This window comes from Chitinophaga sp., assembly GCF_017745275.1.
In the GTDB taxonomy this organism is placed as follows: Bacteria; Bacteroidota; Bacteroidia; order Chitinophagales; family Chitinophagaceae; genus Chitinophaga.
Genome location: NZ_JAGHZS010000005.1, coordinates 410014 through 423724, shown reverse-complemented (window position 1 = coordinate 423724; position 13711 = coordinate 410014). Strand labels below are relative to the sequence as shown.

10 protein-coding genes are annotated in these 13711 nt (G+C 45.9%); 2 read left to right on the top strand and 8 right to left on the bottom strand.

Annotation, left to right across the window (positions count from 1 at the left end):
- Positions 1-2 precede the first annotated feature (2 nt).
- From J7623_RS16870 to J7623_RS16860, 3 genes are all read right to left on the bottom strand, one after another.
- The gene (locus tag J7623_RS16870; RefSeq protein ID WP_291922450.1) at positions 3-518 is read right to left on the bottom strand and encodes a hypothetical protein; all 516 of its coding nucleotides are present in this window, start codon (positions 516-518) and stop codon (positions 3-5) included.
- 149 nt (positions 519-667) lie between these two features.
- Positions 668-1234 (bottom strand): DUF4256 domain-containing protein, encoded by a 567-nt coding sequence (locus tag J7623_RS16865; protein ID WP_291922448.1) that lies wholly within the window; start codon positions 1232-1234, stop codon positions 668-670.
- Between the two features lie 176 nt (positions 1235-1410).
- The gene (locus tag J7623_RS16860; protein WP_291922446.1) at positions 1411-1899 is read right to left on the bottom strand and encodes a YetF domain-containing protein; all 489 of its coding nucleotides are present in this window, start codon (positions 1897-1899) and stop codon (positions 1411-1413) included.
- A 313-nt stretch (positions 1900-2212) separates the two neighbouring features.
- Here J7623_RS16860 and J7623_RS16855 point away from each other — a divergent pair, with 313 nt between their 5' ends.
- Both J7623_RS16855 and J7623_RS16850 read left to right on the top strand, forming a co-directional pair.
- Positions 2213-2806 (top strand): ferritin-like domain-containing protein, encoded by a 594-nt coding sequence (locus tag J7623_RS16855; RefSeq protein WP_291922443.1) that lies wholly within the window; start codon positions 2213-2215, stop codon positions 2804-2806.
- Between the two features lie 268 nt (positions 2807-3074).
- Positions 3075-5267, top strand: a complete 2193-nt coding sequence (locus J7623_RS16850; RefSeq protein ID WP_291922441.1) for an alpha-galactosidase — start codon at positions 3075-3077, stop codon at positions 5265-5267.
- Positions 5268-5467: 200 nt separating this feature from the next.
- Here the strand turns inward: J7623_RS16850 and J7623_RS16845 are convergent, their stop codons facing one another.
- The 5 genes from J7623_RS16845 to J7623_RS16825 all read right to left on the bottom strand — a co-directional run bounded on the left by J7623_RS16845 (position 5468) and on the right by J7623_RS16825 (position 13651).
- Positions 5468-6316: a hypothetical protein gene (locus J7623_RS16845; protein WP_291922439.1), complete on the bottom strand. Its 849-nt coding sequence runs from the start codon at positions 6314-6316 to the stop codon at positions 5468-5470.
- A 75-nt stretch (positions 6317-6391) separates the two neighbouring features.
- The gene (locus tag J7623_RS16840; protein ID WP_291922438.1) at positions 6392-7024 is read right to left on the bottom strand and encodes an ankyrin repeat domain-containing protein; all 633 of its coding nucleotides are present in this window, start codon (positions 7022-7024) and stop codon (positions 6392-6394) included.
- A 113-nt stretch (positions 7025-7137) separates the two neighbouring features.
- Positions 7138-8958, bottom strand: a complete 1821-nt coding sequence (locus J7623_RS16835) for a RagB/SusD family nutrient uptake outer membrane protein (RefSeq protein ID WP_291922437.1) — start codon at positions 8956-8958, stop codon at positions 7138-7140.
- An 11-nt stretch (positions 8959-8969) separates the two neighbouring features.
- Positions 8970-12377 carry a TonB-dependent receptor gene (locus J7623_RS16830; RefSeq protein WP_291922436.1) on the bottom strand — a complete coding sequence of 1136 codons (3408 nt, stop codon included), beginning with the start codon at positions 12375-12377 and terminating at the stop codon, positions 8970-8972.
- 293 nt (positions 12378-12670) lie between these two features.
- Positions 12671-13651, bottom strand: coding sequence for a FecR domain-containing protein (locus tag J7623_RS16825; protein ID WP_291922435.1), 981 nt, complete (start codon positions 13649-13651; stop codon positions 12671-12673).
- Between the last annotated feature and the right edge of the window lie 60 nt (positions 13652-13711).

Genomic DNA, 13711 nt, shown 5'->3' with positions numbered 1-13711 from the left:
GACTATATGAATAAGTCCTGTTCGTTTTGTAAACGCAATCCCTGTTTGAATATCGCTGCCATAAACCAGGCGAAAGCCCCCAGGAATAAATGCACGATCACCAGTACCCAAACGGCCTGCTGCACCGATACAAACAAGGCAGCGCATAACGCAGCGATACCCGGCGCAATACTGTTGAGCAGGTAAAACCGGCGTAGTTGCGTAATATGATGCAGGGAGAACAGTTTAGGCTGATAAAAGACTTTAAATACACCGGATGCCAGTTGGAAGAATACGCTATACAATACCAGTGGCACCAGAAAGGAGAAAATAATATACGAGGGGCTGGATGCTATATTTAAGAAAGGCCGGCCGGTAAAAGGATAAAAGATATGGAGAGAATGTCCATCTCCATAGGCCGCTATATTCCAGTTGGTCAATAAGCAAATAATGGCGTATGCCGTGGTTACCAGGTAGCCCAGCGCTAATATTTTGCTGAGGTAGTACAGTATTTTAGAAACAGCTTTTACACGGGTCATTGGGCGTGAATTTAGATCAATGACCCAAAAATAGTAATTAATTATCGTAAAACGATAATTAATTACTATAAATTTTCATACAGGGTGTCTATACGTTTTGATTGTTCCTTATTAAGCTAGGCTTCGAGTAGTGGGATGTGGCTTGTCAATTATACTTTTAACACGCCACGGAAGCCTCTGGCGGCATAGTAAGAATCCGCGCCATTATGGTATATGAATACTCTATTATAGCGTCTATCCCCAAACTCAGCGCCACCAAGCTTTCTAACCTCAGCAGGTGTTTTTATCCAACTGGAGGTTTTCTGATCGAATGCGCCCAACTGTTGCAATGACCGGTACTCTTCTTCAGTTAAAAGGTCCACGCCCATTGCTGCTGCCATACTCACCGCATTGCCGGCCGGTTTATTTTCCTTCCTGGCATCCAGCGCTTCCTGGTCGTAGCAAATACTCCGGCGTCCTTGGGGCGTTTCAGGAGAGCAATCATAAAAAAGATATTCGCCTGTTTTTTTGTCGTATCCTACTACATCTGGTTCTCCACCCGTGTTTTCCATTTCCTGCAACGACCAGAGTTTTGCTTTGTCAGCGGTCAGCCTGGTGGCTATTTTAGCCCAATCGAGTCCTTTGTGGCGCTGCATATGTTTTTCAAAACGGGCTTTCAGCGTTTGGAGTAAAGTTTCCTGTTGTGCGGCGGACAATACTTTTTTTGCGGTAGGCATGTTATGGTAATTTATGGCTTCCAGCGGCCGTTTGAAGGCGGTAGTCCCGCAGGAAGGTGGTCCTGATTTATTTATTTCGGATGAGTTTTGGCTGCGTATCGATTTCAATAGCCAGCCAAAAGTACCTTAAAAAGACTAGTTTTGGCTGGCTATCGAAATCGATACGCAGCCAAAACTTATTTTTTCAATACAAAACTAATCCTCCCATTCGTTTCCATCTGCGCCTGCAACACGCCCTCCAGCGTATCCATATGCGTTTCCAGCCGCAAACTTTCCAGTAAATCTGCCTTACTTAAAGATGCTATCCTCATATGCTGCCAGATAATTTCACCATTCGTATATAACAGCAACGGCTCTCCTTTTATTATGCTTGCTACTTTACCCCACCTGATACAGAGAGCCGCCAGCAAACGATCTACTAAAACAACGACCGTGGCTGCCGCCACCGTGGAGAAAAACGGAGATGCTCCTACTACTCCTCTTGCCAGTATAGCGCCCAGCATAATGATAACAATGGTATCCATCGTCGACTTCTTTCCGAAGATACGCATCCCTCCTATCCGGATTAAAAGAAGCGTAATAAAAAACATCACGAATGCCCTGCCGGACATTTGAAGCATAGATAGTTGCTCTCCATCACCAAACAGTAAATGTATTGTATTCATACTGCTGCTTTTTTAAACAATGCCGCCGCAAAAATCCATGCCGGAATAAATACAGTAACAAGCTAAACCACACTGCTCATGCATGTTTACAGTCACATCAGCGGATATCAGGCACAGCAACCAGGCATGGAAAAACACCACAATAAAACATTTCTTTCTACAGCAAAGCGTGCATTTTTCTCCCCGCAGCGATAGACGCATCATGGCAAAGTCAGCATCTGAAATACAAGGCTATACAGGCATCTTAAAAAATGATGCGTCAGGCATATCTTTTGAAAAAATAAAGAGATCACTCATCTTTTAAACTATCGTTATGGCAACTACCAAAACATCCTCCAGAACATCATCGTCCACCAGATCAGCCGCCGGTAAAGGAAGCACTGCCAAAGCCACCGGCAAGACCCAAAAAATGGAAAATTCTGAATTCCATAAGTTCTTTGTTGACGAACTTAAAGACATTTACTGGGCAGAGAAAGCGCTGGTGAAAGCACTGGGAAAAATGAAAAAATCGGCTACCAGCGAAGAACTGGCGGCCGCCTTTGAAAAACACGCCGGCGAAACCCAAACACATGTGGAAACGCTGGAACAGGTGTTTGAATTATTAGGAGAGAAAGCAACCGCTAAAAAATGCGAGGCCATGGAAGGTCTCATCGCGGAAGCAAACAGTATTATTGAAGATACAGATGCTGATTCCATGATTCGTGACGCTGGTTTAATCCTGGCTGCTCAGAAAGTAGAACACTATGAAATTGCTACTTATGGCACACTCCGTGTTTTCGCAGCTAATATGGGACATGACGACGTGGAAAGGTTACTTTCACAAACCTTAGCCAACGAAAAGGCTACAGATGAAACGTTGACGGAATTGGCAGAATCCTCTATTAACGAGGAAGCCAGTGAAGAATAAGGTTTAACAATAGTGAATAAAACTGCTACCCGGAGTACTTTTCAAAGTACTCCTTTTTTTATGCCTGCCCCCTTCCCCATTTTCAACAAGTCAAAATCCGATCAACACTGATCAAAAATTGTAAACTGGACTGCTTATCGGCATACTACCTTCGCCCCAGCATAATAAAGTACATGACACCGAAATAAATATATACGCTGGCAGTGCCCTCTCACTACCGGCCGCTTTTTTTTGGGAACTATATTTTTTAAAAATACCAATAAATTCCATGATTACAAAAACGATCACCCTTTTGCTGGCCGCTGTAACCTCCGCCACTGCTACACTCAGCGCCCAGCAAATCATTACAGTGGAAACAAAAAATAATGCTTTGGTGATGGAAACCGATGCGGAGAAATCGCTACTCGTTACCTACTTCGGTGCCAGGGCTGATAATATAAATGAATACCGGCTACTTCGTTCGCTCGACAAATTCAAACCCGGCAACGATGACCTGTTTAACAAACGGGAAATATATATGGGCTCCGGCTCTCTTAACCTGCTGGAACCTGCGCTGGCAGTGACACATTACAACGGCGACAAATCACTGGTGCTGCAATATGTAACCCACCAGGTGAAACAACTGGACGATAACCGCACCCTCACCAGCATACAGTTAAAAGACAGTGTATATAATGTAATGGTAACACTGTATATGGAAGCATACCGTAAAGAAGATGTCATTGAGCAATGGGCGGAGATCATACATCATGAGAAGGGCGACATCTTACTAAATAAATATGCTTCCGCCAACCTTACCTTGCAGGGTAAAGCATTTTACCTGAATAACCACTACAGTAGCTGGGGACAGGAAATGCAGCCGGAAGAACAACTCCTGCCACATGGCCTGCGGACCATTGACTCCAAACTTGGCACCCGCAATAACCTGCTCCACTCCTCCTCTTTTATGGTATCGCTTGACAAGCCCGCCACGGAAGATGAAGGACAGGTAATCGCCGGATCGCTGGAATGGACCGGCAACTTCCGCCTCGACTTTGAAACTTTTGATGAATATTATCTGCGGGTAACGGCTGGCATCAACAATGCTGCAGCCAATTACACCCTGAAACCTAACGAGCCGTTTGTTACCCCTAAATTTGTATACACGCTGTCTGATAAAGGTAAAGGTCTGGCCAGTCGCAATTTACAGCACTGGGCCAGGCAATACCGCCTGTTAAATGGTACCGGTGATCGATACACGCTGCTGAACAACTGGGAAACCACTTACTTCGATTTCGATGATGCCAAACTGGAGGCATTGATACAGGATGCCAAAAAATTGGGCACCAATGTATTCCTGCTGGATGATGGATGGTTTGGTAATAAGTATCCACGCAACAACGCTACCGGCGGGCTTGGCGACTGGCAGGTAAATCGTGCTAAACTGAAGAAAGGCCTTGGCCACCTGGACCAGGTAGCCAAAGAAAACGGGGTAAAATTTGGCATCTGGATAGAACCCGAAATGGTAAATCCCAACAGCGAATTGTATGAAAAACATCCGGACTGGGTACTGAAAGAACCCGGTCGTAAGGAATACTACATGCGCAACCAGTTAGTGCTGGATCTTTCTAATCCACAGGTACAGGACTTCGTATATGAAAGCATTGATAACCTGTTCAAAGAAGCGCCAGGCCTCTCTTTCATTAAGTGGGACTGCAACTCCCTGATCTACAACGCACACTCCGCCACCCTGAAAAACCAGGATCATCTCAACTTTGAATATGTACGCGGATTGTATCGCGTATTGGAAAAGATCCGTAAAAAGTATCCGGATGTAGCGATGATGCTTTGCGCCGGCGGCGGATCCAGGGTAGATTATGGCGCACTGCAGTACTTTACAGAATTCTGGGCCAGTGATAATACCAATGCCTACGACAGGATCTTTATACAATGGGATTACTCCTATTACTTCCCCTCTATCGCGGTAGACAATCATGTTACCGACATGGGCCGCCAGCCGATCAAATTCAAAACCGACGTGGCCATGATGGGAAAATTAGGCTTCGATATAAAAGTAAATGAGTTGTCGCCTAACGACCTGTTGTTCTGCCAGCAAGCAATACGTTTGTATGATTCCTTCAAGGATATCGTATGGCATGGCGACCAATACCGCCTGCAGGATCCCCGTCACAACAAAGTAGCTTCTATTGCTTATGTAGATGCAAAGAAAGAAGAGGCAGTTGTATTTAACTACCATATGCCTGCCACCTTTGTGACTACATTGCAATTACCCATTAAGATGAAAGGATTAGATCCTGGTAAACAATATACGATTGAAGAAATTAATCTCTATCCAGGTAGTACTACACCGCTGAACCCTACCCAAACCTATTCAGGAGATTTCCTGATGAAAATAGGTTTTAATCCACAAACGAGCGCCAGGCGCACGAGTGTGATATTGCGGATAAAGGCAACCCGGTAACTGATAGCCTTCGGACTGTCCGTTATCCTCTTATGCTGTCGGGTTTTGTTCAGTTTAGCCCGGCAGCATTTTTTTACAACACCCTACAAGAGCATCATTTACAGGTGTGATATGTGTATCAAACAACAACCCGGTAGTATCTACTACCGGGTTGTTTGCTTTCTGCCTTGGGGCGGAACAATATTTTCATATTAAAAGCCTTATTTAGTATAAAGCGGGCAGCGCTTGATCAGGTACTCCATCGTATTTTTATACGCATCTGCAGTGTTCCAGAAAGCTTTCCTGTTCTGGTTGTAAATAACATCGCTTTTGTTATTATAAATTTTCAGGTCCATAGTTGTTTCATAATTCTGTACACTGGTAGAATTGCTACTGGAATATCCACTGTTCTTTCTATCTCCATCATCTTTCTTACTCTTATCACTGTAGGTGGTGCTTCCATAGCTGGTTTGCGTGGTACGGTTTTGTGTAATCATCCCGTCTACAATAAATTCTACTCCTAATATATCGGCAATTTCCGCCATAGTATAATTCATCATGGTAGCGCGGGTAATACCAGCCTTATTGAGCTTCACGTTGGTACCACGCGGACTTACAATAGTATATACCCCTGCGTGTTTGCTCAGGAATGCATAGAATTCATTTTGTACGCCATCACTCACTTCCTGTGCGGCTGGCTGACCATCCTTCACAAAACTAAAGGGTAGAATAGCCACTTTATTCCGGCGTTCTTCTGCACTCACCGGCGCCGGAGCAGCAGTAGCAGCAGGTGCTGCAGCAGCAGGCGTATTTACTACTTCCACACGTCCGCTGGCGAAAGTAATTTTTTGTATATCTGATTTCTTCAGGGTATATACCAGTTTCTCGCCGGTATAAGTAAATTTGATAGCGTCGTCGGTGATTTCGACTACATTGCCCTTTAGCTCTTCTCCACTGAGCTTCAGGATAACATCTTGTTTTTTCTCAGTTTGGCTAAAAGAAGGGAGGTAACAGGTAACAGTCAACAATAACAGGATAATTGCCTTCAAAGAAATGGTTCTTTTCATCATTGTGATAGGTTGTTTACTACCTAATTTAATATTTTTAGCTAACCCTGCCGAATTATTTATAGTGTCCGGAGATGGCTACTGCAACAGCTGTATCAGCTCCTCGTCCTGTTCCTCCAGGAACTCGAGCGGTGTAGTGCCATCTATATTGGGAATCGTTTTATCTGCGCCGGCAGCCAGGAGTAAACGTACACACGCCGCCTGTTGATGCCTGTTTTTTATTCCCCCATATTTATACCCATGTACAGCCCATAAAAGCGGAGAGCCGTGAAATTCGGTACACCGTTGATTGATAGCTGCGCCTTCCCGGATCAGTTTTTCCACGAGCTTATCTCTTCCTACCCAGGCAGCCCAATGCAGGGCGGTGCCGCCATGGCAACCGGCATGATGAATATCCGCGCCATTGTTGATGTACAAGATACCTACTTCTTCTGCATGCAAACTGGCGGCGGCAGTCAATGGTGTATCCTGCCCTGTTTCCAACGTATTGCCGTTCACGTTAGCCCCGTACGATAAAAATATTTGCGCCATTTCCACGCCCTCCTGATCGGTGAAAGCATGCGCAAATACGCCATCACAGATACGATGCAGAGGGTGCGCTTTAGTGGGATTTTCTTCATCGAAGGGAATGCCTTCGTTGGCCAAGGAAGCATTTTCAGAAAGCGCCTTTCTGATGCCTTCCAGGTCGTTGTTGTCTATCAGTTCTTTCATGACGCTGTATGTTGGTTAACAGCATAAATATAAGCCCATTTTCTGGTAAGGGCGTGTTAACAAAACAGCCCCGCCATATAGCGGGGCTGCGTACTAATTCCATCGTCACTGCATTAATATCCCGGGGCTTGTACCAGTTTTTTATTGCGATCAATTTCGCTCTGTGGCACGGGGTAGAAATAAAACTTATTATTCCATTGTGCCCTGGTGAAAGCCACTATTCTTTTATGGAATTCCGGATCCGACAGGAACGAACCTTTTTCGATATTCATGCCGTGGAATTGCCCGCCCTGGTGCTGGTCTGGTGCGTTGGGCACTTTCCAGCGACGCACATCCCAGTAGCGATGTCCTTCAAACATCAGCTCTATCTGGCGTTCCAGGTGAATTTGTTTACGCATCTCGTCCTGGCTGGCGCCGGGAGCAATATCCGGCAATCCACCGCGATGGCGGATTTTGTTGAGATATTTTAATACATCAGGATTGCCTGGATCGTATTCATTCAATGCTTCCGCGTAGTTCAGGTAAATTTCTCCCAGGCGGATCATCATCGCCGGGCGGGAGAAGTTCCTGCCGGTCCTGAAGTCGGTATTAGGGTGAATATTTTTACGGGCGGTATACCCGGTAGACGGCCAGTCGCGCGGCGCACCGTTCTTTCCTGAGTTACCGGTAAAGAAGAATTCCACCCGGGTTTGTCCATTCTCCGGCACTACGGGGATCACGGAACCATTAAAGGTTACATCTACATAAAACCTGGGCTCCCGGCCTACATACATATTGGAAGTACCATCCACATAATAAGGCGTAGGAGTATTGGTAAACCCGGTTTCCGTATAGCCGCTGCTGTTATCTGTAATCGGTTTACCATTGGTGGTACGAAAAACGTCCACCATTTCCTGGGTCACAGCAATTCCATTCCAGGCGTTGCCGTTGGCGCAACGGGGAGAACAGTGGCGTTCCCAGTTCCATACGTGGTCGGAGCTGGTACGTATCCAGATAGCCTCTGTTTGCCAGCCATCAAAAAAGAGGTTGCGGCAGGACAAAAATGCAGCTCTGAAAGGGTCAGCATCTGCTACGGTATATAGTTGCCACCTGTTTAAATCTATCACTGCCTTCGCTGCATCGGCAGCTTTCTTCCATTTTTCTTTGTCGAAAGTCGGGTTAATCAGGCTGGAGCCATCCATGTTCTTAAAGCTGCTCATCTCACTGTTTCCATTAAACAATGGGCTGGCGCTATATAACAGGATCTGCGACTTTACCGCCAGTATAATAGGCTGTGTAATGCGACCGGTTTGCGTTACATCCGGCTGTGTGGGATCTACCGGATTCATATGCTGTACCGGTACATCCGGCATCGCTTTATCCATCTCTGATAACACATAGGCAACACAGTTATCCCATGAACTCCTGGGGATCTGAAAGTCTGCATCCGGCGCCATGGGATCCTCTCCCATTAATACCACAGGACCATATTGCCGCATCAGTAACCAGTAATAATAGGCTCTGAGGAAACGCGCTTCTGCTTTGTATTGCTTCAGTAACTGTACACCATTGGGCTGCGACTGAATCTCCTTATTTAAATCTGCGTTCTTTAAAAATATGGCAGCCTGCCGGATGGTTTGGTAGTATCCATTCCAATAGGAAGGACTGGCATTATCAGCGGTAATAGCACCGGAATTAATACCGGGTTGTACCCACGCGTAATCTACCTCATCGCATTGCCCGGTCCAGGGAACGCTGTAGGGTTGTGCCCACATGTCCGGCATCGGGTTGTAAATGCGTGCCAGCCATTGTTCTGTCATGGCCCTGTTGGTGAACACGTCGTTCAGTGTGGTGATATTATCCGGTACTGTATTGAGGAATCCTTTCTTACAACTGCCTGCCAGTAACAGCAGTACAAGTAGCAGGATATTTTTTCTGAAGAAGTAATGACTCATAATCGTGCGTTTTATTTGAAATTAGCCCGGACACCAAAGTTGAAAGTGGTCATGTTAGGATACGCTGTTCCTCTTCCATCGCCCAATTCCGGGTCCCATATTTTCCAGGGTGAAATAGTAAAGAGGTTGGTACCATTCACGTAGGTACGGACATTCTTCAGGCCAAACCGTTGTAATCCTTTATCATTAAATGTATAGCCCAGCTCCGCACTTTTCAGGCGGATATAGTCCGCACGTTTAATCCACCAGGTACTTTCATAATAGTTGGTGGTGATATCCTGGCGGGTTGACATTCTTGGGTAGAAAGGCCGTGTATTGGGATTATCCGGTGTCCAGCGATCAGTAGCCACTGTATACAGGTTACCGATAGTAGGTCCTTCATAGAAGGGATTGGTGGCATGGCCGCCGCTATACATAAAGTCGACCATCGCTACTCCCTGGAAAAACAGGCTCAGATCAAATCCTTTGGCGCCTGCGCTGAAGTTCAATCCATATACAATGCGTGGTACGGAACCATAACCAATGGCCTGCTGATCGTAGCTGTTGATTTGTCCATCGCCGTTCAGGTCTTTATATTTAATATCACCGGGACGTACATCTCCAGCCTGTTTGGCCGACTTGGTAATATCTGCGGAATCAGAAAACAAGCCGAGGGCTACATATCCAAAGCGCTGATCAATAGGATGACCGGTGCGGTTCAGCCAAGGATACTGCCATGGTGGTAATCCATCATATACATCTTTGTTGATGTTGAAGTTGAAGTTACCCCGGAAGGCCGCCCAATAACCTTTGGAAAATGATTTGTTATACTCGAGGGTAACATCAATACCCTTGTTCTCGGTAATACCAATATTACTATACGGGATATTGTCGGTCGTATAGCCGGAAGCGTAAGGGATATCGTACTTTCTTAAGAGGATACCTGTTCTGCGTTCCTGGAACAATTCCACAATCAGGGATAACTCATCATGGAAGGCCTTTATTTCAATACCCAGGTTTTGCCGTTTACCGGTTTCCCAGCTTACTTCTGATCCAATCTGGTCTTCCTGCAGGCCACGTGCCCAGGTGGTGTTGCCTGGTACACCGAAGGTGTAACCCAACCCGTCATCGGCCTTAATCCTGGTCAGGAAGAGGAAGCGGGAGCCGGTGTTACTGTTACCAGACAAACCGTAGGTATAGCGGAGTTTAAAGTAACTTAATACATGACTCAATGGAGCGAAGAAGTTTTCATTAGAAACTACCCAGCCCACACCATAAGAAGGGAACAATCCATATCGCTTCCGCGGTGTAAAGTTTTCGGAGCCGTTATAACCAAAATTCACTTCGGCAAAGTAACGGTTCTTATAGCCATAGGTACCACGTCCACTCAGGCCCCTGATGCGGTAAGGGATAGATTCAATCAGGCTACCGGCATCTGCATTGATATAGTCGGACTGGTTATACAATAACAAACCGGATACATCATGATCGCCGAATTTATTGGCGTAGTTCAGGGCAGTTTCCGTATAGAAGCGACGGTTACCTCCCCTGGACACTTCAAAACCCAGTACGTTGGATCCGGGATCTACTACTTTGGTGATCAGGTTGCCGGCGGAATCCCGACCAGTGGCATAATAGGTTTGTACCTCTCTTTTCCGGTTCAGGTTATTCCAGCCATAGGCGTCAAACGCAAACATGCTGGTGGCCGACAGGCCTTTTAAGATGAAATCAAAATTTTGCCTTAGGCGGATATTAGAACGGACGGTGTTCCGGTATTCCGTAGCATAACCCGATTGCGTAAGATTTCGATAGGGGCTGGGATAGCTACCATTGGGTATTTTAGGCCATTCCCCGTTAGAATATTGTGGTGGAATCAGGTGTGGTGGCACCTGTGTAGCCAGGTCAAATAAAGCGTTGGTACCAATACCCGGATAATTGCTGTTGATGATATAACCATTAACGCCTAATTCCAGTTTGGTTGTTTTGGTGATATTAGCGTCTACGTTAGTGGTGAAATTATACCGGTCCAGTTTAATATCTGAATTATAGGATTGCACATGATCGCTTTTCAGCAACCCTGTTTCTGAGTAATATCCTGCAGAAATATAGTATGTAGCAAATTCAGAACCTCCTTTTACGTTGAGGTTGGCTCTTCTGCTCTGCCCCCATTTATTGAACAGTACTTTGAACCAATCTACGTTTGGGTACAGGTCCGGATCTTCGCCGGAGGCATGTTTTTGTATTGTCTCTTCTGAATACAATGGTGTTCTGCCTCTCATTTCCAAGCCTTCATTATACAGGTGCATAAAGGTGGGTGCATCTACAAATTTCGGCAACTGCGAAAATTTCGTGATGGCCTGGTTAAGTTCCACATTGATTTGTGGTTTACCGGGTCTTCCTGTTTTGGTGTTAACGAGGATAACGCCGTTGGCGCCACGGGTACCATACACAGCGGTGGCTGAGGCATCTTTCAATACCGTAAAACTGGCGATATCTTCGGGATCAAGGTCGTTGATGCTACGATCGGGAACACCATCCACGATGATGAGTGGGCCACGTGGACTGGAGCCGAAGGTAGAGATACCGCGTATCCAGATATCGGAGCCATCATAGCCGGGTTCACCACTTCTTTGCACGGCAACAATGCCGGCGAGGCGTCCGCCCAATGCATTGGTAAGACTGCGTACCGGCAGCTTCAGTTCTTCCGGCTTAATGGTAGACTGTGCACCTACGAGGCTGATTTTCTTTTGTGCACCGAAACCTACTACCACCACTTCATTCAGGCCCCCTTCTTTCGCCAGCATTTCCACATTGATATCTACTTTATTCCTTACGGCGATCTGTTGGGGCTGATAACCGATGTAAGAAAATTCGAGTACATCGGTGGGGTCCACGTCCAGTTCGTAATACCCTTTATCGTTGGTGGTAGTACCGGTGGGTGTTCCCTGGACTTTTACGGTCACCCCTACCAGGGGTGCACCCAGCTTGTCTTTTACCGTACCGGATACTTTTAGTTTTACAGCCGGTTTTCGTACAGGCGCGGGTGTACGGTTCTCCGCAGGAGTAATCACATATTGTGATGGGCCCATGGGGCTCAGGCTAAGGTTATGTCCCAGTAATGTTTTCTGGAGAAAGGGCACCACGTTTTCGGCGTCCATTCTCAATATTTTGTCGGGTAACAAAATATCTTTTGTATACTTTTCATTGTGGGCGATCCTGAGTTGATATTTCGAATATATTTTTTCGAGGGCATCCTTCAGTGGAATCATTTGCGTGCTGCTTCCTCTTTCAGAAGGACTGCTCCGGCCACGTTCCTGGTTGGTTGGCGTTTCGATGCCCGCCATTGCGTCCTGTGCATGTAAGGGCGGGGTTATCGCACTCAGTACAAAGCATAGACCAGCCACTCCCTTCAGGCAATGCCGTAGAGATCCAAATTTCATAACGAATAAATTTTGGTTAAAGACTACATATTTTGGTTAAAGACTTCAGACAATACCTGTGTATTTCGTTGTTAATTGTCACTGTTGTTAATAATATGGTTTTTGCAATTGCAGCCTGGTACGCGTGGACGTAATGGCTGACGGTCGTAACAAGATAAGTATTTCATCGAACGCGGCGTACAATGTTGTCCAACTGGTATCACCAGGCGGCAACATTAGGATTTTCAATGCAGCAAAATTCAGATTACCAACTTAACTGACAGGCATTTGACGATACATTTTTAAATTGAAACTTACTTTGGTTGAATAATAATCCGGTAGCCATCTTTCCGCACGGAGGCATTCAGCATGGCGCCCAAAACTTTACATAAACTATTTTCATCTGTGATCAATACATGTCCGCTGATACGGGTACCGCGGAATTTTTGTGGCTGTATCACTGCCACTTCATACCCGTAATTCGCGAGCAACAATTCCCTGATTTCTTCTATCGAAGTTTCTTCAAATTTATAGTCGCCGTCTTTCCACGCAGCATATAACTGTGGATTAACGTGATCTATCCGTAACAGGCTATCGGTCACCATTCCTCTTTCACCGGGATGCACCAATAGTTCTTTATTGAAAGCAGTGGCTTTAACCAGGCCGGAATTTACCATTACCGCCGGGTGTTGAAGACGATCGTTGATGGTGAAAGCAGTACCCAGTACCGTCACTGTCATGTCCGGTACATGTACTGTAAATGGTACGGCGGCTTTTTTCACTACTTCGAAATAAGCGGTTCCTTCCAGCCATACTTCACGTGTATTTTCATTTGGGCCTTCCTTCATTTTCACGCTTCCTCCGGGCTTCACCCATATACGTGTACTGTCCGGTAAAAGGATCGTTTGCACCGTATTTTTTTTCGATACCAGTGTAGCCATTGGCGCAGGCGGGGTATTGCTTTTCCTCCACAGGTAAATACCAGCGCCACCAACCAGTAACAGTGCCAACACAGCGGCGGCATATTTCATCCAGCCAAGCCGTCTTACCGGAACACTGCGTTCTGCTCCCAGCTGTGTTATCACCTTTTCCCAGCTTTGGTCAGCTTCAACAGGTGTAATGCTGCTGGCTAACTGCTGGTCAAAGATATCTTTCACCTGGAAATACAGGGCCTGGTTATCGGGGGAAGCGGCTAACCATTCGGTAACTGCCGCCGTTTCTTCCGGCGTTGTTTGCCCATCTATGAACCTGATTAAAATCGTATAATCCAAATCGTTAGTATTGTTTTGTGACATGTCACTTATTTAGACGACAAGGAGAGAATATCTACGTATGCTTTTTTCATTTTTTTTTAG

Coding starts and splice junctions, on each gene's coding strand:
- J7623_RS16870 (WP_291922450.1), bottom strand. CDS start 518: ATGACCCGTGTAAAAGCTGTTTCTAAAATACTGTACTACCTCAGCAAA.
- J7623_RS16865 (WP_291922448.1), bottom strand. CDS start 1,234: ATGCCTACCGCAAAAAAAGTATTGTCCGCCGCACAACAGGAAACTTTA.
- J7623_RS16860 (WP_291922446.1), bottom strand. CDS start 1,899: ATGAATACAATACATTTACTGTTTGGTGATGGAGAGCAACTATCTATG.
- J7623_RS16855 (WP_291922443.1), top strand. CDS start 2,213: ATGGCAACTACCAAAACATCCTCCAGAACATCATCGTCCACCAGATCA.
- J7623_RS16850 (WP_291922441.1), top strand. CDS start 3,075: ATGATTACAAAAACGATCACCCTTTTGCTGGCCGCTGTAACCTCCGCC.
- J7623_RS16845 (WP_291922439.1), bottom strand. CDS start 6,316: ATGATGAAAAGAACCATTTCTTTGAAGGCAATTATCCTGTTATTGTTG.
- J7623_RS16840 (WP_291922438.1), bottom strand. CDS start 7,024: ATGAAAGAACTGATAGACAACAACGACCTGGAAGGCATCAGAAAGGCG.
- J7623_RS16835 (WP_291922437.1), bottom strand. CDS start 8,958: ATGAGTCATTACTTCTTCAGAAAAAATATCCTGCTACTTGTACTGCTG.
- J7623_RS16830 (WP_291922436.1), bottom strand. CDS start 12,377: ATGAAATTTGGATCTCTACGGCATTGCCTGAAGGGAGTGGCTGGTCTA.
- J7623_RS16825 (WP_291922435.1), bottom strand. CDS start 13,651: ATGTCACAAAACAATACTAACGATTTGGATTATACGATTTTAATCAGG.